Annotated in this window: 24 protein-coding genes; 7 read left to right on the plus strand and 17 right to left on the minus strand. The window is 68.7% G+C overall.

The window, feature by feature from the left end:
• The first annotated feature begins 545 nt into the window (after positions 1-545).
• A complete protein-coding gene (locus tag ABD333_RS47690; protein ID WP_425546960.1) occupies positions 546-1,079 on the plus strand; it encodes a DUF4158 domain-containing protein in 534 nt (177 codons plus the stop codon).
• Here the strand turns inward: ABD333_RS47690 and ABD333_RS37295 are convergent.
• From ABD333_RS37295 to ABD333_RS37345, 11 genes are all read right to left on the minus strand, one after another.
• Positions 981-1,841, minus strand: coding sequence for a hypothetical protein (locus ABD333_RS37295; RefSeq protein WP_344547299.1), 861 nt, complete (start codon positions 1,839-1,841; stop codon positions 981-983). The genes ABD333_RS47690 and ABD333_RS37295 overlap by 99 nt on opposite strands.
• Before the next feature lie 67 nt (positions 1,842-1,908).
• Positions 1,909-2,304, minus strand: coding sequence for a hypothetical protein (locus tag ABD333_RS37300; protein ID WP_344547300.1), 396 nt, complete (start codon positions 2,302-2,304; stop codon positions 1,909-1,911).
• Positions 2,305-2,650: 346 nt separating this feature from the next.
• Positions 2,651-3,430 (minus strand): hypothetical protein, encoded by a 780-nt coding sequence (locus ABD333_RS37305; RefSeq protein ID WP_344547301.1) that lies wholly within the window; start codon positions 3,428-3,430, stop codon positions 2,651-2,653.
• The gene (locus ABD333_RS37310; RefSeq protein ID WP_344547302.1) at positions 3,349-4,113 is read right to left on the minus strand and encodes a hypothetical protein; all 765 of its coding nucleotides are present in this window, start codon (positions 4,111-4,113) and stop codon (positions 3,349-3,351) included. The genes ABD333_RS37305 and ABD333_RS37310 overlap by 82 nt, the downstream gene beginning before the upstream one ends.
• A 170-nt stretch (positions 4,114-4,283) precedes the next feature.
• Positions 4,284-4,610 carry a helix-turn-helix domain-containing protein gene (locus ABD333_RS37315; RefSeq protein ID WP_344547303.1) on the minus strand — a complete coding sequence of 109 codons (327 nt, stop codon included), beginning with the start codon at positions 4,608-4,610 and terminating at the stop codon, positions 4,284-4,286.
• Positions 4,607-5,680, minus strand: coding sequence for a tyrosine-type recombinase/integrase (locus ABD333_RS37320; protein ID WP_344547304.1), 1,074 nt, complete (start codon positions 5,678-5,680; stop codon positions 4,607-4,609). Before ABD333_RS37320 ends, ABD333_RS37315 begins: the two co-directional genes overlap by 4 nt.
• Before the next feature lie 265 nt (positions 5,681-5,945).
• A complete protein-coding gene (locus tag ABD333_RS37325) occupies positions 5,946-6,815 on the minus strand; it encodes a hypothetical protein (RefSeq protein WP_344547305.1) in 870 nt (289 codons plus the stop codon).
• A gap of 140 nt (positions 6,816-6,955) precedes the next feature.
• Positions 6,956-7,654 carry a hypothetical protein gene (locus ABD333_RS37330; protein ID WP_344547306.1) on the minus strand — a complete coding sequence of 233 codons (699 nt, stop codon included), beginning with the start codon at positions 7,652-7,654 and terminating at the stop codon, positions 6,956-6,958.
• Between the two features lie 34 nt (positions 7,655-7,688).
• Entirely contained in the window at positions 7,689-7,889 is a 201-nt protein-coding gene (locus ABD333_RS37335; protein WP_344547307.1) for a hypothetical protein, read from the minus strand.
• A complete protein-coding gene (locus ABD333_RS37340; protein WP_344547308.1) occupies positions 7,886-8,344 on the minus strand; it encodes a hypothetical protein in 459 nt (152 codons plus the stop codon). The genes ABD333_RS37335 and ABD333_RS37340 overlap by 4 nt, the downstream gene beginning before the upstream one ends.
• Before the next feature lie 126 nt (positions 8,345-8,470).
• Positions 8,471-9,868, minus strand: a complete 1,398-nt coding sequence (locus tag ABD333_RS37345) for a pentapeptide repeat-containing protein (RefSeq protein WP_344547309.1) — start codon at positions 9,866-9,868, stop codon at positions 8,471-8,473.
• 652 nt (positions 9,869-10,520) lie between these two features.
• On the opposite strand from ABD333_RS37345, the gene ABD333_RS37350 reads away from it, so the two are divergent.
• A complete protein-coding gene (locus ABD333_RS37350) occupies positions 10,521-11,207 on the plus strand; it encodes a hypothetical protein (RefSeq protein ID WP_344547310.1) in 687 nt (228 codons plus the stop codon).
• 1,283 nt (positions 11,208-12,490) lie between these two features.
• On the opposite strand, the gene ABD333_RS37355 is transcribed toward ABD333_RS37350, so the two are convergent.
• The 6 genes from ABD333_RS37355 to ABD333_RS37380 all read right to left on the minus strand — a co-directional run bounded on the left by ABD333_RS37355 (position 12,491) and on the right by ABD333_RS37380 (position 19,048).
• Entirely contained in the window at positions 12,491-14,671 is a 2,181-nt protein-coding gene (locus tag ABD333_RS37355) for a hypothetical protein (protein WP_344547311.1), read from the minus strand.
• 649 nt (positions 14,672-15,320) lie between these two features.
• Positions 15,321-15,629, minus strand: a complete 309-nt coding sequence (locus tag ABD333_RS37360) for a hypothetical protein (RefSeq protein WP_344547313.1) — start codon at positions 15,627-15,629, stop codon at positions 15,321-15,323.
• Between the two features lie 271 nt (positions 15,630-15,900).
• Positions 15,901-16,257 carry a hypothetical protein gene (locus ABD333_RS37365; RefSeq protein ID WP_344547314.1) on the minus strand — a complete coding sequence of 119 codons (357 nt, stop codon included), beginning with the start codon at positions 16,255-16,257 and terminating at the stop codon, positions 15,901-15,903.
• 312 nt (positions 16,258-16,569) lie between these two features.
• The gene (locus ABD333_RS37370) at positions 16,570-17,571 is read right to left on the minus strand and encodes a lytic transglycosylase domain-containing protein (RefSeq protein WP_344547315.1); all 1,002 of its coding nucleotides are present in this window, start codon (positions 17,569-17,571) and stop codon (positions 16,570-16,572) included.
• Between the two features lie 231 nt (positions 17,572-17,802).
• Positions 17,803-18,486 carry a hypothetical protein gene (locus ABD333_RS37375; protein ID WP_344547316.1) on the minus strand — a complete coding sequence of 228 codons (684 nt, stop codon included), beginning with the start codon at positions 18,484-18,486 and terminating at the stop codon, positions 17,803-17,805.
• Positions 18,487-18,685: 199 nt separating this feature from the next.
• Positions 18,686-19,048, minus strand: coding sequence for a hypothetical protein (locus ABD333_RS37380; protein WP_344547317.1), 363 nt, complete (start codon positions 19,046-19,048; stop codon positions 18,686-18,688).
• A gap of 616 nt (positions 19,049-19,664) precedes the next feature.
• Between ABD333_RS37380 and ABD333_RS37385 the strand changes: the two genes are divergently transcribed.
• The 5 genes from ABD333_RS37385 (at position 19,665) to ABD333_RS37405 (ending at position 25,979) form a co-directional block, all read left to right on the plus strand.
• On the plus strand, positions 19,665-20,558 hold the full coding sequence (locus ABD333_RS37385; protein WP_344547318.1) for a sulfite exporter TauE/SafE family protein: 894 nt from the start codon (positions 19,665-19,667) through the stop codon (positions 20,556-20,558).
• Positions 20,559-20,924: 366 nt separating this feature from the next.
• Positions 20,925-22,805: a methyltransferase gene (locus tag ABD333_RS37390; RefSeq protein WP_344547319.1), complete on the plus strand. Its 1,881-nt coding sequence runs from the start codon at positions 20,925-20,927 to the stop codon at positions 22,803-22,805.
• A 371-nt stretch (positions 22,806-23,176) separates the two neighbouring features.
• A complete protein-coding gene (locus ABD333_RS37395; protein WP_344547320.1) occupies positions 23,177-23,485 on the plus strand; it encodes a hypothetical protein in 309 nt (102 codons plus the stop codon).
• Positions 23,486-23,580: 95 nt separating this feature from the next.
• Positions 23,581-25,134, plus strand: a complete 1,554-nt coding sequence (hutH, locus tag ABD333_RS37400; protein ID WP_344547321.1) for a histidine ammonia-lyase — start codon at positions 23,581-23,583, stop codon at positions 25,132-25,134.
• Positions 25,135-25,169: 35 nt separating this feature from the next.
• Positions 25,170-25,979: a tRNA-dependent cyclodipeptide synthase gene (locus tag ABD333_RS37405; RefSeq protein ID WP_344547322.1), complete on the plus strand. Its 810-nt coding sequence runs from the start codon at positions 25,170-25,172 to the stop codon at positions 25,977-25,979.

The raw sequence follows: 25,979 nt of genomic DNA on the forward strand, positions 1-25,979 counted from the left end.
TGGCTGCTTCCGGCTGCCAGGTCTGGGTTACCAATCAGGCCGCGACGAGGACCATACGCGCAGACCTGATCGTGGGAGCGACGGCCGATGATCTTTCCCGCTGGCGGCCGAGAACCTGTGCAGATCGCCTCTCGCGCCTATGGCCAGCCTGATTTTCCCGCCCGCTTCGGGATCGCACTGCTGTCGAAGATCACTGAGCTTCGAGCTGGTCCCCGGGGAGGTCACACCATCCACGCCACGAACTCAGAGGAAGGCTGGGGGTGGACCAGCACACCCATCTAACGAGGAGCCCGTGGCCGCACGGTCGAAGAGATCTTCGTCCACCCAGACCTACGGGCCCGTCGCGGGGCTTGAGCGACAACCACTCGGCCGGTGGCGTTAGGGAGCGGGCGTGGCCGGAGTTACCGCCATTCACCGCGGCGATGCGGGTGGGTTCGTCAGCGACTGCGGTGTCGGCGGCCCGGTCTGGCGCGATGCGGTCAGTGCCGGTTCGGTAGCTCTGGGTTGGTTACTTGCGGGTCGGTCCTACTTTGCGGCGTATGCCGATGGACTTCCTGACCGACGAAGAGGCGACGGCGTACGGCCGGTACACGGGTGCGCCGTCGCGTGCGGATCTGGAGTGGGTGTTCTTCCTCGATGACGATGATCGGTCGCTCGTTGATCGGCACCGTGGTGAACATATGAGGCTCGGCTTCAGCCTCCAACTCGTGACCGTGCGTTGGGTCGGGGCGTTTCTGGAGGATCCGCTGGATGTCCCCGGGGTGGTGTTGGATTTCGCCCAGGAGTGCCCGACTGCGAGAGGTGCGTTCCGAGCGGATACTCAACCCACATCAGTTCCCGGACCATTCCGGGCAGGTCATCAGAGGCCACAGGGCAATCGTAGAGATCGCCACCGACGCCGCGACGGCAAATCGGCAGATACCCCGCTAGTCGCCCACTCGGACCGACTCTGCCGCCCCCGGATCAGCCGTGACCGGCTTCTAGGAGGCTGCTTGGCGTGCGTTGGCCAGGTAGCGTCGCTGGTTGTCCAGCGAGGCACGGAGCCTGATGCTATGGCTCTTGATTGCTTTTCGCTGTAGGTCCACCTCAACGCGCCACCAGATCGGTGTATGCGACGTCCGCCGTTTGCAGTCGACATCGGCTCGGGCCACGGCGATCTCAGCGGGGGTTGCCTGTTGGGTAGCCCATCGTTGGTCGTCGCCGGCGGCCATCGGGTTGGTGTAGCCGAACCCGCCGCGGCGCATGCAGGCAGACCAGGAGCGGTCCACCTGGGTGACTTCGGCCGTGCGCTTGGAGCGGTTGTAGAGATCGGCCCCCAACTCCTCGATCCAGCTCCACTCCGGTTCCTTCGGCACGCCCTTGCGCAACACACGTTCGGCCTGGTCGAAACAGCCTGACCGGCCGTCCTGGCCGAAGGCGGCGGTTCGCTGGGCGCTGCTTAGATTCTGCTCTCGTGCGTCGCTTTGGGCGGCACGTGCGTCGGATTCGGGATCGGGTGTCGGGTGGTAGCCGTACTTGGCGGCAACCTCTGGTTCCGCCAGGCCGTAGCGCCGTCGGTTCGGCCACGATTCGCCGCCTGTGCGTACCAGCTGGGGCCAGTGGAGTCCTTGGCGGGACATGCAGGCCTGTACCAGCTTGTCGGTGGCAGTCGCGACCAGGGTGGTCTCGGCCGCCGTCAGGCTGTACACATCCAATGGCAGCACCAGGCCGCGGACCTCAGCGCCGGCGGCCGGCGCCTGGTCGGCCTGCCTCCGCTCAGCCGGACGCTCGTTCGCGCAACTGGCGGAAGAGACACTCAGCACGAGCAGGGCGCCGACCGTCGCCCAGGTCTTGGAACGCATTTTCCATCCTCTGCTCCACACTGCAGGATGCTCTGAGCTCGCGAGCTCAGAGCACCCTGATCCAGGTTCAGCAGCTTCGGTAGATCGAGCTCGTCCCGGTCCCGACGACGTTATTGGCGAGGTTGGCGTCCCACTGCCGTGGCCTGATGGTGGTCTTGAAGCCGTAGCCGAAGGGAGCCCGGTAGAGCTTCCACGTGCACCGGCTGGTGTTCTTCACTGAACGGATGTTGTTGTCGACCTTGTGGCGGTTGTTGAACTTGTTGTTGTTCAGGTTGTTGTCGCGGCCGCAGAACTCCTTCCAGCCTCCCCGGTAGTAGGTGAGCTCGTAGGTGTGAATGCCCCTGGCGCACGAGACCTTGGCAGGCCCCTCGGCGGGCGTGGTGGCCGCAGTTGCCGTTCCGCCGGTCATGGTGAGACCGGCGAGGGCGGCTGCCGAGACGGTTCCGGTGATGAGTTTCCTCATGTGAGGATCTCCCGTTCTGGTTGATCGGTTACGCCCATGAGTCCACTGCCGGGTTGTCATGGCGACGTCCGGGAACTGTCTCGATGTTGTGACACCAACGCCGCCCAAGCCGCGGCCGCGATCACGTAGCAAGGTCTGCGGCGCCATCGACCTGGCAGGCGAGCGCAACTGCCGTCATGACGGCAGGTCGTCACCGGCGGCCCGCATCGCATCGGGGGATCCGCGGCTCGGTGTCAGCGGCGGTCGTTAACGTGACTGGCCGTTCGGTTGCTGCTCAAGGGCCGTGAACTCCCAGAGTTCATGCGAACTGAAGGTTCTTCAGGCTGAACCCAAGGGTCTTCAGGCTTCATGGTTGGTTTCGGCCCTTGGGTTCGTCGCGACTGGTGGGGTCTTGTTCCTCGGCCGTGCTGGCGAGGAGGGCGCGGGCGTTCTCGGCGTAGCGGATGGCGGTCTTGGGGTCAAGGTCGAAGACGGCGGCCAGGTGGAGGGGGTCGGGGCCGTGGGCGAGGGCTTCTTCGAGTTGCCGGTCGACTCGAAGCCGTTCGAGCGTGGCGGGTTGGCCGCGGAGCTTCTTCTTGGCGAAGTCGATGGTGCTGACCGGTCCGGTGCCGTGGGCGCTCATCTGGTTGATCAGCAGGTGGGGGTTGGCGGTGTTGGGCCAGCGGGTTCGGCGGTGGTCGAGCCATTCGAGAAGGACCTGGTGGGTGAACTCGTCGATGGGCCGGGTGCGGCCGCTGATGGTGAGCCTGCGGTTGCCGAGGTCGACGTCATCCAGGAGCAGGGCGCGGATGGCGCCGGTCCGGGCGGCGTGAACGGCGGCGAGCATGACCACGAGCCGCGCGGCCGGGGTGGTGGCGGCTGCGGTCGCCTGGTCGACGTCGTCCTGGTCGAGACGCTGGGCGAGCCCGTAGGGGTGCTGGCCAACGCGGATTCCGCGGGTGGGGTTGTGGAAGATCGTGCCGGTCTTCTTTGCGTGGGAGAACAGGGAGCGGAGCGCGACCAGCAGGTTCGAGCGGCGTGAGCCGGTCAGCTCGTCCAAGGCGGTCACGATGTCGTCGCGGGTGACTTCGCGTAGGTGGTCGTAGCGCTCAGACCAGGCCAGCAGGGCCGGGCGTGCGTGACCCATGTGGTTCCAGACCGTTGCCGGATCGCGTGGCCTGGTGCGCGGGCCGCCGTCGCGCAGGGTGCGCAGCCATGCCTGGGTGGTTCGCGGATCCCGGCCGCCAGGCCGTCGAGCATGCGCTCCAGCCAGTTCTCGAACGAGGACGACCGGTCGTCGTGGAAGATCCCCATCGCGGTCAGGACCTCGGCGACCCGCTCGACGCTGATGTCCAAGGCCCGCATCGCCGGGAACAGCTCGGAGTAGCGGACGATGTCGCCGGCAGCGTGCGAGGACAACACAATGATCAGCGCGCGGTGGACTCCGTAACGATTGCCCCGTCGCCAGCCGTGGGCCTCGCCGATCTGGTGAGCGAGGTGAATGCTCCAGGCCAGCCAGGGATTGTCGAGATCGGCGTCGTTGGCCTCGTTGAAGCGGGTGAAGTCGCGCGGAGCGTCGAAGAGCTTCGGCTGGAGCCACTGGACTACCGGTTGCCGCACTGAAGGCGGCGGGTGCAGCCGTGGCCGGCCGCGCTGCTCGTGGCTGCGTCTGGGAGCAGTGAACGAGCCGCGCTGGCTGTGCATGCCGGCGAAGGACAGTTGGTGGAAGGCTCCGACCTGGTCGAGGAAGTTGGCGGCCCTGACCTTCTGCCGAGTATCGCCGCCCGCCCTGGCATTGGTGGCCTCGGCCCGTGCCTGGTTCCAGCACAACCGGCAGTAGTCCTTGCGGAGCGACTCCTGTCGGCCGCAGGCAGCGCAGGAACCGTCCTGGTGACGATGCTTGTTATGCCGCCAGGTCATGCAAGCGGCGCAGCGACGCCCGTTCAACAGCCCCCAGGCCATGCAGTCGATGCAGCTGGCGGGCTTCTTGGCTCGCGCCATCAGGTCGGCGGAAGTGAACGTCCGTCCTTGCGTTTGGGAACCACGGGCGGCCCGCCCGAGACGGCGGTCGCGGCCTGCTCGCCTTGGGCGTCGTCGACGCGCTTGACCTTCTCGGGTTCGGCGATGAGGAGTTCCTCGACTCCGCAGCCCAGGACGGCGCAGATGATGTTGAGGTCGTCGAGCTTGATGCTGGCGGGCTCGCCCGACCAGAGCCCCGACATCTTCCCGGCGCTGATGACCAGGCCGTGCTCGGCGAGCATCCGCTGGAGCTCGCTGGCGTTCCAGATGCCGCGGTTGGCCGCCGCCAGCCGCAGGTTCCACTTCATCGCCGTAGTCCTTCCAACCGGGTGGCGGCGCGCTGCTGGCCGGCGAGCCAGGCGTCTTCGACGTGGGTGCCGGTGACGTGCACGTATCTCATGGTCGTGGCGATCCAGGCGTGGCCCAGGAGTTCCTGGATCGCGATCAGGTCCATGCCGGAGACGTAGAGCTGCGAAGCGCAAAAGTGCCGCAGGACATGGGGAGTGATCACGTCGGGCCAGTCCGGCAGGTGCTCGGTGGCCGCCTGGGCGAGCGCGACCCGGACCGCCTCGTCACCGATCCGGGCACTGGTGCCGTCGGCGTTCTTCCGCTCAGACAGCAGCAGCGGAACGCCCGGCCGGGTGTGGTCGTCGCCGAACTGGCCCCACACGTCCTCGACGAACCAGCGCAGTGTCCCGCCCGCGTTGTTGATCAGCGGGACCATCCGCTCGCGTGGCCCAGAGCCGCGGGCGCCCTTGCCCTTGCGGACGTGGAGTTTGCCGAACCGGCCCAGATCCCACTTGATGTCGGGCAGGTCGAGCTGGCGGGCCTCGTTCACCCGCAGGCCAACGTCGGCCATCAACCGGCAGGCCGTGTAGTTCCGGGCGGTCGGCGCGAACTTCCGGCAGCTCGACAGTTCCTCCCGCCAACCGGTGAACAACCGGGTGACCTGCTCGGCCGATGGCGGGATCCGCAGCTTGGCCTGCTGATGGCCGCGCGGCCGGTTCATCTCGTCGATCGGGCACTCAACGACCCGGCCGGTCATCTGGTGGATCTCGGCCTTGTGCCGCAGCTCCAGGAACAGGAAGAACGTCCTGATCGCCTGAGAACGCGCGAGCCGCGTGCCTTTCGCCGCGGTCCGCAGCACCTTCCCGAAGTAGGCGTCGGCGTCGCCGGGCTCCATCTCCCACAACGGCCGCCCGAACCAGGCCCGTACCTGCTCCAGATGGATCACATCCGCAGCGATCGTCCCGTCCGCAAGTCCCGCCGCCGCCCGCGCCAGGACGAACCCGGCCAGCACATCGGTCTCCAGGGCTTCCAGATCCTCCGGCGTGGCCGGAGCCCGCGCGACCCGAAGATCCCTCACCACCGCCAGCACCAACTCCGGCCTCCTCGCCTTCACCACTGCCGCAAGACGAACACCAGCAACGATGAACCTTCAGAATCACCGAAGTTCCTTCAGATACCCGAACTGGCATAGATCCGAGGAAGAAGCCCAGGTCCAGGGGCTACAGGCGCACGCGGGGACTCAGTGAACTCTGGGGTTGTTGCTTACGCCGACTGACGATCGTCTGTGACGCTCCGGCGGTCCGTTCGTCCCGGCACGCGGGGTGGGGTGTGGTACGCGCCCCAGTCCGACGGGGTCAGCGGCGGCGCCGCTGCTCCAGCTCCACCAGGTCGCCGAACAGCCGGTTGTATTTCTCGGCGTCATGCACTGGGTTCAGGTCGGCGAGCCTGGCCTTCAGGTCGGCGATCTGCTCGTCGAGCTGAGCCTGCGCGGCGACCCGGTCCCGCTGATCGGGATGCGCTTTTGCGGCGGTGCCGTGGCCGTCGTGGAGGTCGGCGGTGACGTACAGCATGGCGGCCCGGCCGATCGCGGCCGACATCCACGCGCGCAGCACGTCATCGTCGACACCGGCGGCGCGCGCTTGGATGCAGGCGCTGCGCAGTTCGTCCCACACGCCCCGGTACAGCTCGGCTGCGGCGACCAGCCGGTGCCAGGCGGCGGCCTGGTCAAGGCGGACGCCGTCGGCGTCGCGCAGCGGCGTCGGCGCTCCGGGAGGCGGGAGCGGCGTCGCTGACAGGGTGGGGGTCTGGCCGCGGTTGAGCTGGTCGAGGGCCTGGGCGGCGATCTGCCGGACCTGCTCGCGGTGGGGCTGCGGCAGGCGCGCCAAGACGGCAGCCAAGCCGTCGTCGACCAGACCGGGCACCCCCAGCTGAGCAGGCTCGTCTGCGGGGATCTTCGAGAGCATCAGGCCTGGGCCGTGCACCTCGTCATCGGTGTGGACGGCCAGCACGATGCCGTCCTCGCCGAACAGGTCCCTGCTCACGCGTTCGACCAGCGCCCGCTCGGCCTCACACAGCGGATCGGACTCCCAACCCTGGGGGAGCAGTCCGTCCAGAATGGTGCACGGATACCGCTTGTCCAGGTCAAGCAGCAGCAACCGCTCTCTGATCCGCCGTTGCAACGCCGCGTCATCGTCGTCGGCGAACGCCAGCGCGGTCTTCACCATGCTTCTCCCGTTCGAACCAGCCCCATCGGAAACGTCCCCACGGTAGCGGGGTCTCGCCACCGCCCTTTGCCAACGTGGTGGCGGGCCCTTCGCGGTCGATGTCAAGCACGGGTTTTGCTGTGGGTCTGGCGGATGAGTCGTCAGACCGCGATGAACACTTGATCCAACTCCAGGACCTCCCCCCAGCGCTGTCGTGCGGTGCTCATCCAAGCGGCGTACTGGTTGGCTCGTTCCTCCACGACCGACAACGTCTCGGCGCAGCCGACTCCGTCGGGATGAAGCTGCGCGTGCAGATCTTGGATCGGTCTCTGCTCGTTGTGATAGGTCCGTCTGTCCAGAAGCCCGCCGAGTTGGAGATCCTGGATGCAGAGTTTGCCCTCCAACTCCCGGCCGAGGGCGGGGAGAGTGAAGGTCAGCCAGCGATGGCTCAAGCTGTACTTGCGTTCCTGGTACCACAGCGAGGAGGGGGACACATCGACCTCGGGCAGCCCGCCGGCCGCCACGCACAGCGCCGCGTCATCATCGAACCCGAACACCGGGGCTTCGTCGACGTCGTCGATCGGCTGGTTGATCCGGGCGCGCCTGAGCTCGCTGCCCTTCTGCCAGACCACGTGCTCGTGCGCACGTGAGCTTTCCCCGCATCTGTCGGGGTGATAGTTCACCCGACACCAGGGCGTGCCCTGAAGTTCCCAGGTTAGCCCGTCGTACAGCGGTTCCTCATAGAGCTGGCGGAAGACCGCCATGGTGACCTGTTTCCCGCTGACGGTCAGGGTCTTGATCTCTACCGAAGCAGTAGTGACCTGCGCAGTCTGCGGAGTGAGCGGTCGGCGAGGGGGCACGGCTGGTCTCGTTCCTGTGCTGGGGCAAGCGGCTCTAGATGATCGCGAGCCAGCCCATCGGTTCACGCGGGTCGATTGGAGGGCGCACCACGATGGCGCCGTCGGCGTCGAGGATTGGCAGTCCGGTCGGGTTGTCGCGCAGTTCTGCAGCTCGGAGTTCTGTGGCGGGGTGGCTGGTGGATTGGTCGGGGCGGCTCATCGTGGGGCCCGGGTCGGCGACGCAGGCGGTTGTCATGTGTCGTCGGCGGCCGCGGCAAGGTGCTCGTCTTGGCAGTCGGCGCAGCGCCCGGCCCAGCCGTGGGTGCGGCTGGCGGCCGACTCGACGCGCGTCATCTGCTCGCCGCATTCGCCGCAGGCTCGGCGCCACAGGCTCCGCGGCGGAGGGATGGGGCGTTGCCCCGCCGGTGGCCACGCCTGCACCATCACCTCGTCGTCGGGGAAGGGCTCGACCCGGTATCCGGCGCTGGTCAACACGGCGGTGTAGCGGGCTGTGGCGGTGGTGTCCGTGACTCCGGCTGGGGCGACCAGGAAAGGCTCCTCGTTGTTGACCGAGAAGCCGCCCAGGGCGGGGAACTCGGGACAGCCGGCGGCACGCAGGAGGATGCGGATCTGTTCGGCGGCCCAGTTCTGTTCGTCCCACAGCGGCCTGGCATCGGCGGCGTAGCCGTACTCGGGACCATCCTCGCTCATGAACCTCGTCTCCTCTTCGGTGTCGATGCCGGGGTCATCGGTGGCTACGCCGTGCTCCGCGCCCCCAAACTCGACAGCCTGTGAGACCTCGAATCAAGCGTCAGCCCGATCGAGGCCGCGGCGTGGCTACGCTTGCACCTGAGAGTTGGGCTTGGGCACGATCTCCCCACCGCCATGCACAGGCTCGATCCGCCACTCTGGCGGTAGTACATGATCAAGCCGGGCGGCATCGGCCACCTTGGCACCGGCCATCGTGGGTTCGGCCTCGAAAACGGCCTCATCGAACCTGGCCGTGCGGGAGAAGGTCACCTGGCTGAAGTTAGCGTCCCTGGAGAAGGTGGCCTGGTAGAACCAGGCCTCCCCGGAGAAGGTCACCCCGCTGAAGTCGGCGGTGTCGGAGAAGGTCGCCTCGTAGAAAAAGGCGTCCCCGGAGGAGGTGATTCTCCCCCCATCGACCCCCTCGATGACGTACGTGAAAGAGGCTGGCTTATCGGCCCCGACGTTCCTGGAGAAGGTCACCCCGCTGAAGCCGGCGTTTCCAGAGAAGGTCGCCCGATCGAACCCAGCGCCCTCAGAAAAGGTCGCCCTCTGGAAGTCGGCGTTCCTCGCGAAGGTCGTCCCGCCGAACGCGGCGCCCTTGGCGAAGGTCGCCAGGGTGAACTGGGCGGGCCCGGGGAAGGGTAGGAAGGTCGCTCTCGTGAAATCGGCGTCCCCCGAGAAGGTCACCAGGGTGAAGGAGGCGCCCTCGGCGAAGGTCGCGCCGCTGAAGTCGGCGGTGTTGAGGGTGCAATTGCTGAGGGTGAAGTTAATGAGGGTGGCGCCGGTCAGGTCGAGAGAGAGGCCGGTCCAGGGGACGACGGCGGCGGGTTGCAGGTGAGCATGCAGGATGCGCTGGGCGGTAAGGCGGACCTGGCGTTCTTCGTGCGGGTCGGCTGCGAGCGGCGGCTCGGGAGCAGCAACGGATCGTGTGCGGGCGGCGTGGTAGCGGCGGACCGCCGTGCGTTGGTGGGCCTCCTGATTGGGGAGGCTGAGGGGCGGTGTGTAAGGCATGCGCAGGTAGGAGCAGATGATGTTGACGATGGTCTGCCGATGGGCAGCGTTGGTGTTGGCCAGGCGTTCCAGGGTGTAGAGGGCGGTGAGGCGGACGGGGGCCTTGTCGGAGCCGAGTTGCTCAGCGGCAGCGTTGTACAACTCGGTGACCCGCCGTTCGGCGGTGTCGTATTCCTGGTGCGCCTGGCGGCGGAAGGCCAGCAGTAGCGCGATGGCGGCCCCTGCTCCGGCGCCTGCGGCCAAGCCGGTACGCACCGCCTCCACTCGCACCCGTGCCCGGTCGGTCCCGGGATGGGCGGCATCGGCGGTGCCCAGTAGCCATGCCGTCGTGATCCAGATGGTCCCCGCAGCGGCGGCCGCAGCGGCCAGCATCCAGGGCAGGGCCGCCAGCGGCTGCCCTGCTGGCGGCCGCCGAAGCACCGCCGCCGACCGCGCTCGGGCGCTCGTCCAGCGCCGCCGTGATCGCTCCAGCATCTGCCCACGTCCCTTCCCACGCCACACGGTCGGACCTGTTGGTGGGACGTGCAGGCGACCACGTGTGGTTCAGAAAGGGCGCGGTCCTGGCTGTTGGCAAGCGCGTTAGCCAGAAGCGGCGGAAGGTTGAGCGCACGCTCAAGGGGTGGGGTACGAAGGTGGCGCTAACCTCGTTGACAGTAGTGGGAGCGCAGGGCCCGCCAGCCAGCGCGGGTCGAGTTTGGCGAGCTCGGCTTCGACGTCGTTTGTTCGGGCGGACCAGGCGAGCCTTGGTGCCCGCGAGGAATACGAGCCTGGCGAATATGAGACTCCACCGGTCGCAACCTCGCGTCTCCATCTGATGCAAGATCGCCGGACGTGTGGGCGGCCGGTCCATCGACCAGATCCGCGATTCAACCCGACTCGTCGTTTTCCGCCTCGTCCTCGGTGCAGCAGCCGCCAGGGCAGGCCGACGACGGCAGGCGATGATCAACGCATCCGCAGAACTGGCACGCCCCCCGGTCATCGGCGTAGACCAGATGGCCGCAAGCGCAACGGCACGCCGCGTACGGGTCGCGGTCGGGTTCACAGCCGGGCACGTGCCGACGGTTAGAGACCACGGCCGCCGACGCTACCGGCCACCTCCGACCCCAATTCCGGAGTCGCCGGGCTTGTGGGTTCGACCCCGCTACGTCTCCTCGCCGAAGTCGTCGCGGTCTGCGACACGTCCACCTTGCTAGAGCGGAGCACCACCTTTGCTTCCGTCCCGGCGGCGAGCCCGTGGGACACCGACTACCAGGTGAACCAGTCGGTACTGATCGCCCGTCTGACGGCCACGGAAGCACAGGACTGGATGTGGCGCGCGTACACCACCACCCGCAACAGGTCCTCCTTCTACTTCGTCCTGCCGTACGCCGACCAGCCCGGCTATTGCCCTCCCGAGCCGGACGAGCTCGTCGCCGCGGTCGAGAAGCGCGCCCTGCGCCAGGAGCCGCCCGCCGGCGTTCTCACGGCGGTCAACGCCTACAGCGGCACCGGCCTCGGCCCCGCCGATCTCGCCTACTGGGCGCAGCAGCGAGCACGCGACGAGGAAGAGGCACGTGCGCGCTGGGAGGCCTCGCGACGGACAAGGACCGAACGCCTGCAACTGGGCCCGTACTTTCGTCGACCCGAGCACCGCACCGGACGAGTGCCCATGCTGCCGCCAGGCCCTCGACCCCATCACCTGGGAGATCGCCCGGCTCCGCGACACATGACTCATGTCCCGTACTTGCCTCACGACCCGATGGACACCGTGAGGCAAGTACGTCGAGCGTGCACTTGTCTCACATGCCTGACGCCTGAAAGGCACCCAAGATAACTGGCTCCGTCGATCTGGATCTGATGCAGGCGCGGGCTCATCTATCTGATGCTTGGTCAGTGGGTCTGATGCCGCCTAGGTCAGAGAGTCGAGTGGGCATCAGGTCGGCTGACCGGAGACATCGGGCCTTGAGGGCGAAGCCCGGCTGAGCGGGTCCCCAGGAATTAGGGGGTGCGTGGGGGGCAAGCCAATGATGACCACGCGCAAGGCGCGCTAGAGCCTGATGGGACGAGCGCTACACGCCTACCTTACCGACGGCGAGGCTCTAGAGATGGCCTTTGAACTGCGGCGATACGTAGCCAGCATGTTCTCGGCGGAAGATCAAGAGCGCTCGGGAAGATCGCTGTGGTGTGGCTTTCTCGGCCGTGTGCAGAGGTGGCAGGAGGGGCTCGATTGAACACGGCGGGCCGGTTGAGCGCTGCGGCCTGTTTTGGAAAGATGCTGGCTATGACTTCGAACCGACGAAAGGCCAATGGCGCGTAGACCGCCAGGCCAGGTGCGCGTGAACCTGCCGCGCAGGCTCCGCCCGGGACAGGGCAGGACGATTGTTTCTGGGGTCTCGGCGCGTGCGCAGAGCGAGATCGCCAAGTTCGAGGATGCATGTCTGTGGCCAGCAGCCATTGCCGATGCGGTGATGCGCTGGTCGGGCACCGTTCACGGCCCGGCTCGCAGCCTGACAGTTCCGGAATTTCGCGGTTGCGGGGTTGAGGCGTGCTGTCCCCCTGACACTCATCCACGAAAGCTGCTGGCGCAGGCCTTGCGCGGGCTGCCGCCCAGCGGGTCGCGGGAGCTCCGACGACTGGTTCAGCCGCTTGATGACCTCTACTGCTCCCGCACGATCGTGGACTCCTATGCGGATCCGTCCGACGCGTGGTGGCTGAGGAGATGCTGAGTCCCGGACAGGAGGATGCCTCGTAAGCGCCCCTGCGCCCTCCGGTTGGGGTCGGGATCGTGCCTGCGATGTGGCGCCCGCAGGGAGTACTGCGAACGTTATGACGCAGCGGTCTGCATCCAGTGCGACCAGTGGCTGGAGGCCGCATGCGGTGACCACGACTGCGGGTACTGCCGCAACCGGCCCGCGCGACCGAGTCTGGCTCGAGAGCAGGCTCCTGCCGAGCCCGTCTTGCGAAGGGCGGCTCGGATCGCCGCCAGAGGAGCCCGGCGATCAGGGTCGACGGGCCCGGCCACCTGGTGATCGGACCCGTCGACCTTGCCGCGTTACTTGCCGACCTCGGGCGTAGCTGGTCGGCGAGGACGAATGCCGATGCTTCGTCGCTGGCGGGTCAGGGGGCGGGGCCGCCGATCACGTGGCCTCCCAGTTCGGTGAGGATCAGGCCTAGAGCGGCGTTCAGGGCATCGTCTCCGCGATCGTGGACGTCGCGTAGGGGAGTGGGCGTGGTACCCGCCGAGACCGGCTCGCTCTGAGAGTCGGCGAGCTCGGTGGGGAGCGGATCCAGGCCGCGGGTCGGGTCAGTGGCGGCTTCCTCTGCGGGGGCTGCGTCGTTGGCCAGGGCCTCGGCGGTTTCGGCGGCAGTGGGCCAGTCTGCCGGGTCTCCCATGATGCCGAGGAAGGCGTGCCATTCGGCGCGGTGGCGGCGATACTCCTGGACGCGTTCAGTGAACCGGGTGTGCGCGTCGAGCTGGGTGGCGACCTGGTCCAGGGTCGCGGGGCCGCGTCGCCAGCCGCCCGGGCAGCGTTCGGCCAGGCCGTACGAGCCGAGAACCTTCAGGGCGTCGTCGACCGCCGTGGACGACAGCACCGCGCGTCGTTCCAGGTCCACCGGCCGGGCGGCGGCGGCCGCGAGTGCCTCGTACAGCAACGCGCAGACCGGTCCCAGTTCCAGGAACGCCGGATGCCCGGTTTCGATCCGGCCGGCCTGCCAGACGTACCGGGTGGCTTGGGCCCGGTAGGCGTCGGGAATCCGCAGCGCGTACACATCTGCGTCAGCTTCGACGCCCCGGCGGACCAGGTCGACCAGCGGATCGGGCTCCTCTCGCAGGTCGGCCAGCACTTGAGCCACGGTGCGCCACGATAGTCCCGACATCAGCGCCAGCGAGCGTACGCCGAAGGCGGTGGTGTTGGCTCCGGTGAGTCGGCAGGCCAGCCCGAGCGCTCTCAGCACCAGCCGTGCTGAGAGTGACCTTCGCCCCCAGGCTTTACAGCGTATAGGGTCGCGCTCAGCCAGCCACACCGCGGTGGTCCAGGTCTGCAGCTCCCCGTAAGCCTGCAATGAGCTCACGGGAGTATCAGCGACCAGGCGGGGGATTGGCCATCGCTCACGGTCACCAGAGCCGGACCCGGGGGGTGTGTAGCTAAAGCTGGTGTGCGAATTGCGGGCACTTTGGTGCGCCGCGCTCTGGCGGATGGCCTGGCTCCAGTCGTGCTGCATGACGGCGGCGCGTTGTGCGCAAGTGCGGGTGCCCAGCAGCCGGTCCAGGCCCGGCCAGGTGCCGCCGGGCTTCATCTGGGTCAGCACTTCGGCCAGCCGCCATCCGCCGGCAGCCAGCGACCGCAGCACCGCGAAGCGGGCTTCGGAGGGGGAGGCGTACGGCTTGTGGTCGGGTTGCAGGCGCGGGTCGTTCCATGCGCCGGTGACGGCCAGGTCGGCCAGCCGGGGCGGCAGCGGCCGCGGCCCTCGGCGTAGCGGCAGCCACGGCTGACCGTCGGTGTCGATGTGGCAGGGACCTGGTGCAGCGATCGACAGCGCGGGCTCGCGCACGGCGAGCTCGGCTGACAGCTCCCGCTGCAGCCGATCCCATACCTTCGGCCCACACGGCCGCCGCAGCACGTCGACCGCCTCACCGAGCGGCATCGTCAAGGCCATGTAGCCCAGCAGCGGGCCGGTGCGGGCGTAGCCGCCTTGGCGATCGGGACGCGGCTGACGCTTGTAGGGGCAGCCCGCCACACGGATCTGTCCTTTGGGGGAGCGCATCGGGCCCGCGTCGAAGGTGGTGTACCGCTCGGCCAGCGCCTCGGCCACCCGCCGCAGGTCCTCGAACGCGACCGCCTGGCGGAGCTTGAGGTAGACGTGTCGGCCTTGCGAGGGTGAGATGTCGTGAACGGCGCGGCCGCCGCATCTGGCGATGAGCGCGGCGAAGTCGGCGGCCTCGGCCGCCACCAGTGCGGCTGGATCCGCGGCGCCGGCCTGTTGGGCCTTGCCGATGTCGAAGTCGCCGGCGAGCAGCCGTCCGGTGCCGTCCGGTGCGTAAATCGAGATGGTCACCGGATCGCGCGGCAGATCGCCGCCCAGCCGCACCGTCAGCCGTCGCGCGGCCGGAAAGTTGTCGCCGCCGTCAGGGGAACGCCGCCCAAACGGCGTCGCAGCCAGCAACGGTGGCACCATCAGCCAGGTCTCGGCGGCATCGGCTGCTGAGTTGGAGCAGGCAAATGGGGCGGTTCGCTGGCTACGGGAGGGCGTCGGGAAATGCAGGTCGGCGGTGGCCTCGGCTACGGTCGGCGCCACGACGCAGGTCCTTCCGGATGCACGGCAGCTGCCGTCGAGATCCCGATTGGCCCGGCCTGGGCGTGCTTCAGCAGCTGCGTATGCCTGCTATCGCGGTGCGATCTTCTAGGCGTCTGCTGCCATCCGGCAGAAGTGTTGCTCGACTGCCCTGCACCGAGTGCGACGCATGCGAACCGGTATCCATGCGTCGCGTCCTGTGCGTCGCCGATGCGCACTGGTCTCATGCAGGCCGTCGGACGAGCGGGCTGCGGCTCATCGGTCCGCGTTTGCCGGTCGCTGTTGTCTGCCCCTCCGCCGTTAGGGAGAGGGTTTGCCGCGCGGACAACCGAGCTTGGCGATATAGCTAGCAGGAACTGGGCAACTACTTTGTGTGTTGGTGTTGAGGCGAGGTCAACTGGCTGGTGCGACTTCAGCGACGAATCATCACAAGACACGCCGGAAGAAGGCAGCGCTCGACCCGCCCCGCCGCGGGAAGCTATAGTGGCCTCACAACGCAATGGGGCTGGACCCACTCACTAGGCAACGTGAGCAGGTTTCAGTCCGAGGAGATGGGCCCGCCAGTCAAGAAGGTCTGGTACACCGAGGGATTGACTGGGGCCCAGAGGACGCGAGTTCTGTGCGGCCCCGGCAAAGCCCGGGGCCTCTCCTTTTAGCTCACCAGAGGCAACTCCTCCTGGTCCGTCGGGCCGAAGCGCTCAGCAAGTTTCTGCAGCTCCTGCTCGATGCGTTCGGCAGTCAGGGGTGGGTCGCCGGGGTCAGTCGGTACAAGGCTCGTTAGCAAATTGAGCATCTCGTCGACGGGCAACTCGTCGGAGATGCGGGCCTTCAGCGCAAAGATCTTCTTCGCGGTGTCGGGTGTGAACCGTGCCGTCGTGCGCCACGGCTGGTTACTTGCTGGATCGTAGGTAACCGGACGACCGCGACGTCGACGCCTCTGCGGGTGACCTGTCTGAGCCATGCAGGGATCTTGGCACGGACAGACGGCAATTGCATCAATTAACGCGGCGTGTCGCGCGGTCTTCCGCTGTAGCGGAAGGACATGGGGGGCCGAACCTCCTACTAGGCCATTCACGTGCACAAACACAGACATTGGGTGCGCTCCTTGGGGGAACGGGTCGCGCGCCCATCCCGGCGCCAGCTCCAGGGCGCAATCGGCTTGCTATGCGTAGCCGATGAGTGACTGCCCTCGTGAGAGGTGGTCAGACCTCTGCGTGTCTGGTGAAGGGCGATCATGCCGTGCTGACGAAAGAGACCAACCAACCGGTCTGAGGATGCGGCCTGGTCAGGACGACGAACGCGCTCGCATGGACGGCAGCGCCCTTCCAGCCGTCGCGGCCAGTGGGGGTGAGAGTTATGGTCCATTGCCGGCGTGCGGTGGTCGGCGTGTCGGGTTCGACGTCGCCTTCGGGGCGGGTGGGCTGGAGTTCAACCTTGCCGTAGGCGCGATGGGCTCGCCACTTTTCGGGGATGCTGCCAGTGGCGGCCTGCAGAGCGAGCTGTTGTGCATACTTTGGAGTGCACCAGCGGGCAGCGCGCCGGTAGGCGTCCAACTGGCTGTGGTCGGTTGTTGCGTCGACGGTCCACATGACGGTCACAGCAGCCGCGGAGACTGCGGTCGCGTCGTGTTCGTTGACCTTGGCTGGATTTGGCAAGACATCATTGGGGAGTAGTGGGATTCGGCTGGCCGGCGTAGGCGCAGGCGGAACGACCGGAGACGGTGCAGGTAGGTCTTCAGACGGCCGCGGCGGAGGTCTGGTCTCTGAATCTTGCCCGCATCCGGCGAGCATGATACTGGCTGCCAACACGACGGCTTGAGCACGCTGGGCACCGGGGCTTTGACGCCTCAGAGGGGTCATCGAGTTCGCATCGATGTAGCTTCGCATGGCTGAGTCCTTGCACTACCGGAGCACGGACAGGTGAACGTGGTCGTAGTGATTGGCGGTGATGCTTCCCCGGTCGCTCATCGTTCGCCAAGCGGTGTCGCCTCGACCAACGTTCCAGATCCGTTGCCGCCAGATGACATAGGAGACGCCGAGGCGGCGGCCGTGTTGGACGGCGTAGTTGGCGACCTGCTGACCGTGCCTTTGTGCGCTGGCGCTGGGCATCCGGCCGATGCGGGTTTCCATGAAGTCACAGGCACGGCCGAGGCCGTGATCTTGGGGGTCGCCGCTGTTACGGAAGCAGCCGATCGTGGGGAAGGGCCCGAACTTGCCGTCGATTTCCAGCAGCGCCTCTCTCATCGTCTTGGTCATCGGTGACCTGCCGGTGATGGGGGACCGTGCGCCGCTGAGTCCGTCGGGACGACCGGGCCCGCTACCCGGCAGGCAGTCGAGGCCGGTGTTGTTGTTACTGTCGGCCGAGAAGTCGCCCGCGGCGTAGCGCTTTGCCCAAGACAGCACGTCTTTGACATAGGCCCAGGACTGGTTGTAGGCGTACAGTGCCTGGCGGAGCTTGCTTGGTGCGCCGCTGGCGCGTAGGTAGTTGGCCGCGCCGGGGATGGCGTCCTCAGGGTTGTAGCGGTCCTTCTTGCGGTCGTTGTTGCCGTCGACACCGTAGGTGTTCCAGGTTTCGCGCAGGAATTGCATGGGGCCGCCCGCGCCGGCGTGGTTCTCGCCCTGGTGTACGCCGGGCAATGTCGAGCGGCCATGGTCAGATTCGATCTTGCCGACGCCGGCCAGCACGTTCCAGGGCACTGCGTATCGCCGGGCGGCCTGCTCGTACAGGCGAATGTAATTGCGCGGGATCGAGTTGCTCGCCTTGGCTCTGGGTGGCTGGGCGGGGCTACCGGTGTCGCAGGATGCTGCGGCGTCGCGGTCGAAGACCACCGCGCCTATGCCGATGGCGAGCACCAGGCTGCACGCAACCGCCAGCAGGAGCACGAGCAGTTGGGAGGCTTTCACTGCGGCGTTCTCCTTGCACCAGAGATTGCTTCCTGGGTGAGCGTGCGACGGAACACGGCGGGCCTGGGCCAGGCGACGATCCCGTGTGCCGTTGCCGCTCAGCCGAGGTGGCGGATTGAACGGGTCGGGAGGAAGCGGTGTTGCCTCAGGACTTGGTCGGCAGCTGGACATGGGGCTGCCACACCCGCTGGGGCGTGAGCGGGCCCAACACTTGCTGCATGCCAGCCCGTCTCAACGTGGGCCGTGAATCTGCCTCAGCGTCGACAGTCCAGACAGCGCCTGGTCAAGCAGCTGTAGCGCACCGGTGATGTCGGTTGGGGCAGAGGCCTGGGCGAGTTGCCAGTAGATCTCGCAGCCGGCTTGAGCTGCGTCGGCATCACCGGCGTCAATAAACCAGTCGAGGAAATCGGTGAGGGTGTGGGCGCGTGCGTCGATGGCCGACAGTGCTCCTAGCAGGGACCTCAGCGCGGACCGGTTACGGATGGCCCAGGTGTAGAACTGGGCGAGCGTCAGGAAGCGCTGTTCGGCGGGCGTCGGTGAGAGGCCCTGGAGGTCTTCGGCCAAGGCGATCCCGGCGTCGGTGCTGATCTCCTCTGCGCGACTCCACGCCTGGTTGTGCAGTGTCGCGGTGGCTAGCTCCCCGCGGCTCAAACGCGTGAGGTAGTCGGCCCAGGCGTGCGAGCCGGCGTTTGCGCGGCCGTCGGCGATGGCTGGGTCTTGTGCGATCGCGATACCCAGCGCCACTGCTTCCAGCACCCCGGCGTTTACCCACGATATCCAGCTGTCAGGCCTGCCCATATCGTGCACGCGGAAGAACCGGAGCAGGCCCTCGAGCGTCGTCCAGCGGTCAGAAGCGCCCAGCCGGCTCGCCAGGCCGGATCGGACGGCGCGCAGGAAGCGCAGACGGTCGTCCATGCTCCAGGTGTTGATTTCGGCGGCGGTGACTAGCGGGTTGAGGTAGTCGACGGAGGAATGCCGATCTAGCGGCGCCAGGAGACGTGCCGTTGGGTGTCCGGTGGGGGCCGGGGGGCCCGGGCGTGGACCGGCAGAGTGGACAGCTGAGCCTCCGCCTGCGCCAACTGCGGCGCCGGTTGCACTCGAGCGGACCGGGTGGTCAGCCACCGTTAGCCTGCTTGGCGCATTCGGCCGCGTCCTTGTTGGCCTTGTCGACGTCAGTGACCTTTTTGGGCGCGACGCCGAGGCCGCCGTTCTTGGGATCTTCAACGGTGTAGCCCCGGGCGCGCATGCATTGGGCGACCTTGCGCAGCTTTTCCAGTGACCGGTCTTGATCGGCGCTGGTGCCGCCGAGTCCGCCAGAGGGCGCACCGGGGACGGTGGCGGTCGGGGTGATGACGGCCGGGGCGCTAGAGCCTGCTCCACCCGCGCGGGGCGTTGTTGGTGTGTCGTCGGAGCCGCACGCGGTGACCAGCATTGCCAGCGCGGCAATGAGGACGGCAGGAGCGTTCGGAACCCTCATGTCTGGAGGTCCTTCCATGCGTTCAACGGATCGCGATGAATGCTAGGCCGTCACCTTGAGGTGACGCAACCGGTCGAGTACGCAGGCAGTCAGCTCGATGGCGGGGTTGACGGTCCCGTTCTATGCTTCTTACCATCACCTCAAGGTGACAATCTGTCGCCGTGACGGTGCAGGAACGGGGGGCTTTGCCAATGCCGACTCCACACATCCACCCCACCGCGTCGGTGCCAGAGCCGGTCGGGCTGTCTCCCGGCGCACAGGTGATGCCGCTGGCCGCCGATAAACACGGATCGGACTCCTTGCGGTGCATCACGGGGTTGCACGGCTGGAGGTGTGCGTCGGGGCCGACATCGCTGCTCGCCCAGCAGCCGCTGGCGCGCAATCATCGAGCTCTGCCCGCAGACGTAGCGCTGCCGAACCTGTCGGGCGGAACGCTGGCGGTGTGGGTCTACCCACCCGGCAGCGACGCCGATGCCGTTGATGGGAGTTCTGCTGCCCTGCCGTGGCCGGTCACGCGCCTGGCGTTCAGGCTCAGCGTCATCGCGGGCTGGGCCTGGCCGCCAAGGCCCGCGGGCTGGATGATAGATCCGGGAGTACCGTGTCCCGGGACTGCGGTATGACCACCCTGGGCCAGGCAACGACGCTGCTGAGTGCTGGTATCGGCGCCGGTGTTCTCAACACGGTCGTCGGCTCTGGGTCACTCTTGCCGCTGACCGCGATGCTCGGCCTGGGGTTTGGACCGGTGCCCGCCGCGATCGCCGTCAACGTCGGTCTCCTCCCCGGCGGGATAGCGGGCGCGGTCGGCTACCGCCGTTATCTGCCCCCCGATGGCCGGCTGCTGGTCACCCTGACAGCCGCCGCGCTGGTCGGCGCCATGCTGGGCGCGGGGGCGCTGCTGGTAGTTCCCGCCGACGCCGTGAGCGGCGCCGCCCCGGTGTGCGTGGTGGCCGCCAGCATCCTGGTGATGGTGCAGCCGGTCCTGCACCGCAGACCGGCCCGCGGCGCTGGGTGCGGCCACGCCGTTCCCTCACCTAGCGCCACAGGCGCCAGCCAGCCGCCAAGGCCAGCGGAACCGACGCTCGCGCAGCATTCGGTAGCGGTCACCGCAACGGCACTGCTCGCACCCCCAACGGTGGCCGCGCCGCCGCCGCCGCGGCGGCGGCGATGGCTGGTGCCCGCGGTCCTGGCCGCCAGCGCCTATGGCGGTTCCATAACCGCCGCACTGGGCATTGTCTACGCCGGCGCGCTGACGGCGGCGTTGGGATCGGCGGCCTCGCTGCACACCGTCAACGCCATCAAGATCACCTTGTGTGGGGTCGTCAGCGTGGCCGCCAGCATGGTCTTCGTCGTCACCGACGCGGTGCCCTGGACCCCAACGCTGCTCATCGGTGCCGGGACGCTGGTGGGCGGCTGGCTGGGGGCCATCGCGGGACAGCGCCTTCCTCCCAACGCCCTGCGCGGTCTGCTCGCCGCGACCGGCCTGGCTTCGGCCAGTTACTTCACCCTGTGACCACCCCGCCCCGGCATCACCAAGGCCACCACACCAACGCCGCCACACCCACCAAGGAGCGATCCCATGGCGCGACAGCGGCGCACCACACCCCATCCCGCAGTGCCCCGTACGACACCGCCTCCTAGAGCACCGCAACGTCTGGTCCGCGCCGTTGTGACGGCGGCCTGTTGCACCGCGCTGGCCGCCGTGATCGCGCCCGCGGCACCCGCCACAGCAGGGCGACAACTCACGCTCAGGCTGGACACGCACGCACTGCCGGTTCCGGCCAGCCCTCCGAGCGCAGCGACTGGCCCCGCAGCGGCCGCTGGGCCAGGCCAGTGCCGTGCTCGCCCGTGACCCGTCTGCCTTCGGTTGGAGCAGATCATGACTGTTGCCCGTGACGTATCGGCTGCCGCCTCCAAATCCCCGCTGCATCCGTGCGATCAGATCCGGCTGACCGCCATGGCCGAGTGGCTGAGCTACCACGGTCCGATGGAGGCGGCCTTGGAGCTGCTGCCGGGCAGGAACGCGACCCGGGCCGCGGCGGTCATCGCCGAGGCCTGCGACCTGGACCACGGCAGCGTGCTGATCGCCGCACCCGACGTCGACGCCGTCGCCGCCGAGCTGCCGTGCCAGGGCTATGAGGTCAGTGGGCCCACGCCCGCCCAGCCGGTCGCCGCCCGCCTCACGGCCCGCCACCAGGTGCAGGTGCAGGTGCAGGTGCTGAAGGTGCACCTGCCGTCCCATCCCGGGCGCTATGTGGAATTGCTGGTGGTCGACTCACGCACGTGCCCGGCCCGTGTCGTGCGGTCAGAGCGGGCGAGCAACCGGGAGACACATGTGGCGTTCCGAGTGGCCGCCCCCGACGATACGACGTTGTCGCGGTTGTGGAGCGCGCTGGCCAGTTGCGAGCTCGGCGCCGACGGCGGCGGCTGGTTCCCCGGTCACGGGCTGCGGGGCCGGACCGAGCTGTACTGGCGGGCCGCCGGGCAGACCGCGAACGGGTGGCCGCGGCGGGTGGCGATCGCTGTGGACAGCCGCCTGCAGCCCGCCCTGCGCAACCACCTGGACGCCAGCCGCACCATCGTGCACCACCTCGGCGCCCACCTGGCCGCACCGATGCTCATGCCGGTCCGCGCGGACGTCACCACCCACCACACCGGCTTGGTCGTCAGCAACGCCCTGGCCGACGATGCCCCGGCCGACGCGCCAGGCGATGCGCGTTCCCGCCGGCAGCTGAGGGCGTTGAGCGGCACCTGGGCCGCCCAGGTGCTGCAGGCCATGGCTCGGCTTGGCGTGCCCGACATGCTTCGGGGCGGACCGATGGCCACGGCCGAACTGGCCAGCAGCACCGGCGCCCACCCCGAACTGCTGTCTCGGCTGATGCTGCCGGTCTTGGCACACCCGTGGCTCGGCGTGCTGCACCCCGTCGGCGCCGACGTCTGGGCCCTCACCCAAACCGGCCACCGCCTGGCCGCTGCCGATCCCGAAGCCCTGCGGCAACACGCCACCGCCTACGGAGAGCTGTTTTGCGACACGCTCGCCCAACACCCGTTGGCCTTTTCCGACGACCACTTCCCGGCCGCAGAATTCGCCGGCGCCGACACGCACCACGACCCCGGCGACGCTCCCGGGCCCGGCGCCCTCTTCGAATCCGCCGCCACCGCGACCCCACCCAGCATGCGCGTACTGCCCGCAGTCGTCGACCTGACCGACGCCACCACCATCGTCGACATCGGCGGCGGCGGCGCACTGCTCGGACACCTGCTGGACGCCAACCCCCACCTCACCGCAACCCTGCTGGAGGACCCGGCCGTGCTGAAGTCCGCCAGGGAGCACCTTGAGCTACGCGGTTTCAGAGACGACCGGTGCCGCGTGGTCCCCGGAGACCCCGCCGAGCCCGGCGACATCCCCCGCCTAGCCCAGGTCTACCTGCTGTCACGGATCCTGCACGACTGGGACCCCGTCCGATCCACCCACATCCTGCGAGCCGTACGCGCGGCCGTCCCCGACGACGCCACCCTGCTGGTCCTGCAACGCCCCCTTCCGCCACCGCCGGACCCCGCCCCGGCCTGGACCGCACGGGCGGAATACCGGGACCTGCTCACCGCCACCGGGTGGCAGCCCGCGCACGAGCGGTCACTGCCCTGGGGCATCACCGTGCTGACCGCCCGCCCCGGCACCATCCCCGCCCGCCGCGACCTGTTCACCGACACCGGTTCACCAGTGACAGGACGCCGCGCCGCGCCGCGACAACCCACCTGAACCAGCACCACCGGGAGGGACCATGGCCCGCGCCACCCGCCACGCTCCTCAACCGACCACGCCCACTGTCGCCCCCCGCCGGCCCGCTCACCGCGCCGCCAGCCGCCGCCCCGCTCATCGCGCCGCCAGCCGCCGCCCCGCTCATCGCGCCGCCATCCGCCGTCAAGCCACCGTGCCGGGACGGGCCAACGGCGGCGGCGTCCCGGCCCGCACCGTGATTTCGAGGGCCCAGGCCAGCACCGTTCCCGCCATCGAACCCACCGCACCTGCACCCCCACCCCCCGTCCGCTCTCCTGGCGGCCCTCCCACGCAGGTCGGCACGCCGGTCAGGCCGTGTGCCCACGCCGGAACCCTCCAATGCTCAGCCGCCCATGGATGAAGCCACCTTCGCCCAGGTCAGCGAGCACCTGCGCGAGTGCAGCGACGGGGAGGCGCTGCTCGCCGACGGGTTTGACGACGCCCTGATCGGTACCTGTGCGGGCTGGTTCGGCAATGCCCGGCGCGTCGTCGCCCTCTACGACATCAACCGCTGCCTGCAGGTGCTGATGCGCGACGGCCTAGACGAAGAGGACGCCGAGGAGTGGCTCGAATACAACCTCACCGGCGCCTACGTCGGCCCCGGCACACCCGTCTTCGCCGTGATCATCCGCAGCCCGATCCTCACACCGCTCTACACCTGACAATCCACCCCAACCCCAGCCCCGGACACCCAGCCACGAGGTCCCACTCAGGGCGGCAGGAAACCCATCGACGGATCAGCCAAGGAGCAGCTCTCGTGCCGACCGCCCTCACCACCGCCCGCCGCACCGTCGTGGTGAGCGGTGATCCGCTCACCACGCGAGACGTGATCGCCGTGGCGAACGGCAACGCCCGAGTTCGCTTGACCGCCGCCGCCACCGAAACCATGGCCAAGGCCCGCGCCAGCGTCGAGGCGCTGCGCGACTCCCCGATCGCCACCTATGGCCTCAACACCGGCGTCGGCGCCCTGGCCGACCAGGTGATCTCGCCCGACCGGCTGCTGGCGCTGCAACGCTCGCTCCTGCGCTCCCATGCGGCTGGTGCCGGACCACGGGTGGAACGCGAGGTGGTGCGCGCCATGATGTTGCTGCGCACGCGGACGCTGGCGACCGGGGTGGCCGGGGTGCGGCCCGCCATCGCCCACGCGCTGATCGGGCTGCTCAACGCCGACCTGGTCCCGATCGTCCAGGAATACGGCTCCCTCGGCTGCTCGGGGGACCTGGCGCCGCTGGCCGCAGTCGCCCTCGCACTGACCGGTGAGGGCCGCCTGGTCGCCGCCGACGGCACCGAGTCGGATGCGGCGAGCGCGCTGCGGCGGGCCGGGCTGCAGCCGCTGGTCCTGGACGCAGGGGAAGGCCTGGCGCTGATCAACGGGACCGACGGCATGCTCGGCATGCTGGTGCTGGCCATCGACCGCCTCGCCCGCCTGCTGGATGTCGCCGACATCACCGCCGCGATGAGCGTCGAGGCGTTGCAGGGCACCGACCGGGTCTTCGCCGCCGAGCTGCAGGCGCTGCGCCCGCATCGCGGGCAGGCGCACTCGGCCGCCCGGATCTCGGCGCTGCTGCACGACTCGCCGATCCTGGCCGCTGCCCGCGGCCGCGGCGTGCAGGACGCCTACTCGCTGCGGTGCGCGCCCCAGGTGCACGGCGCGGCCGGCGACACCGTGGACCACGCCCGAGGCGTCGCGGCGCGGGAACTGGCGTCGGTCATCGACAACCCTGCCGTGCTGCCCGACGGCCGTCTGGAATCCAACGGCAACTTCCATGGCGCGCCCCTGGCCTACGTGCTGGACTTCCTGGCCATCGCGGCAGCCGACGTGGCCTCAATGTGCGAGCGCCGCACCGACCGGCTGCTGGACCCCGCCCGCTCGGCCGGGCTCCCTGCTTTCCTGGCGGCCGACAGCGGCGTCGACTCCGGGCTGATGATCGCCCACTACACCCAGGCCAGCGTGGTCGCCGACCTCAAACGCCTGGCCGCCCCGGCATCGGTCGACTCGATACCGACGTCGGCGATGCAGGAGGACCACGTCTCCATGGGCTGGGCCGCCGGCAGCAAGCTGCTGCGCGCCCTCGACGGTCTCACCACGGTGCTGGCCATCGAGCTGCTCACCGCCGCCCGCGCGCTGGATCTGCGTGCCCCGCTGCGTCCCAGCCCAGCGACCGGTGCGGTGGTCGCCGCGCTGCGCGAGCACGTGCCCGGTCCCGGGCCCGACCGCCACCTGGCGCCCGAGATCGCCGCCACCGCCCACCTCATCCGCGACGGTGCCCTGAGCGCCGCCGCGCACCAGGTCACCAACCCTTCGCCCTAGCCCTGCTGTCGTGTTCGCCACGAAAGGCCCCACCCATGCGCCCACCCCGCGCCATCGTCGCCGCCACCACGGGAGCCGGCTGCTCCACGCCCAGACACCCCGCCGCGCAGCCACCACCACGCAGGTCACCCACCCACGTGGTCCGGGCGCGCGGCGAGCACTGGCGCGCCCACTCCCACTGCCACCTGCCGATCTCGGTCGGCCAGGCCTACCACTCGGGAGCGAAGATGCTCGCCACCATCGACTGGATCAACCGCCACGCTGACGCACCCTTCACGCGATGCACGATCGTGCTGGCCGACACGCTCCAGCGCCACAACCTCACCGCCCTGGCGGCGCAAGACGCCTGGGACCAGGCGCACCGGGCCGGCAGCGCCTGGCTGGACCGCAACAACGCCGCTTTGGACGCCTGCACGGTCCCGCTGCGGGTGATCCGCTGGAGCGAGCTGCTGGCGCGGCCTGGCTACCAGGCGTTCCGCGACCGCCTCACCCAGCTCCAAACGCAGAACGCGGCGTTCGCCGCGGCGCTGGATCAGGCCGTGGCCAGCTGGCTCGCGCGCCAGGCAGCCAGCGACCCGGCCGCCGGTCAGCGATCCCGCGCTTACCTCATGGAGGAGCTGGCCTGCACCGCGGTACTGGCGTCAGACACTCCAGCCGCGTGCTGCTATCCAGGCAGCCTGGAGCACCTGGCGGCGCTGCGAAAGATCGCCTTCCCCGACTTCGTCCGCACTGTCGCCGGCACCCCGCAGCATCTCGCGGCGTTCGAAGAGACCCGCCTGCACCTGAGCCGGCGACGCAGGCCCTCGCCGGCTGTGCCGCTGGCCGTCCCGCACCGCCGGCGGTGA

The sequence above is a fragment of the Actinomadura fulvescens genome, from assembly GCF_039533225.1.
GTDB lineage: Bacteria > Actinomycetota > Actinomycetes > Streptosporangiales > Streptosporangiaceae > Spirillospora > Spirillospora fulvescens.

Coding starts and splice junctions, on each gene's coding strand:
- ABD333_RS47690 (WP_425546960.1), top strand. CDS start 546: ATGGACTTCCTGACCGACGAAGAGGCGACGGCGTACGGCCGGTACACG.
- ABD333_RS37295 (WP_344547299.1), bottom strand. CDS start 1,841: ATGCGTTCCAAGACCTGGGCGACGGTCGGCGCCCTGCTCGTGCTGAGT.
- ABD333_RS37300 (WP_344547300.1), bottom strand. CDS start 2,304: ATGAGGAAACTCATCACCGGAACCGTCTCGGCAGCCGCCCTCGCCGGT.
- ABD333_RS37305 (WP_344547301.1), bottom strand. CDS start 3,430: ATGGGTCACGCACGCCCGGCCCTGCTGGCCTGGTCTGAGCGCTACGAC.
- ABD333_RS37315 (WP_344547303.1), bottom strand. CDS start 4,610: ATGAAGTGGAACCTGCGGCTGGCGGCGGCCAACCGCGGCATCTGGAAC.
- ABD333_RS37325 (WP_344547305.1), bottom strand. CDS start 6,815: ATGGTGAAGACCGCGCTGGCGTTCGCCGACGACGATGACGCGGCGTTG.
- ABD333_RS37335 (WP_344547307.1), bottom strand. CDS start 7,889: ATGACAACCGCCTGCGTCGCCGACCCGGGCCCCACGATGAGCCGCCCC.
- ABD333_RS37340 (WP_344547308.1), bottom strand. CDS start 8,344: ATGAGCGAGGATGGTCCCGAGTACGGCTACGCCGCCGATGCCAGGCCG.
- ABD333_RS37345 (WP_344547309.1), bottom strand. CDS start 9,868: ATGCTGGAGCGATCACGGCGGCGCTGGACGAGCGCCCGAGCGCGGTCG.
- ABD333_RS37360 (WP_344547313.1), bottom strand. CDS start 15,629: ATGGCTCAGACAGGTCACCCGCAGAGGCGTCGACGTCGCGGTCGTCCG.
- ABD333_RS37365 (WP_344547314.1), bottom strand. CDS start 16,257: ATGTGGACCGTCGACGCAACAACCGACCACAGCCAGTTGGACGCCTAC.
- ABD333_RS37375 (WP_344547316.1), bottom strand. CDS start 18,486: ATGGACGACCGTCTGCGCTTCCTGCGCGCCGTCCGATCCGGCCTGGCG.
- ABD333_RS37380 (WP_344547317.1), bottom strand. CDS start 19,048: ATGAGGGTTCCGAACGCTCCTGCCGTCCTCATTGCCGCGCTGGCAATG.
- ABD333_RS37385 (WP_344547318.1), top strand. CDS start 19,665: ATGACCACCCTGGGCCAGGCAACGACGCTGCTGAGTGCTGGTATCGGC.
- ABD333_RS37390 (WP_344547319.1), top strand. CDS start 20,925: ATGACTGTTGCCCGTGACGTATCGGCTGCCGCCTCCAAATCCCCGCTG.
- ABD333_RS37395 (WP_344547320.1), top strand. CDS start 23,177: ATGGATGAAGCCACCTTCGCCCAGGTCAGCGAGCACCTGCGCGAGTGC.
- ABD333_RS37405 (WP_344547322.1), top strand. CDS start 25,170: ATGCGCCCACCCCGCGCCATCGTCGCCGCCACCACGGGAGCCGGCTGC.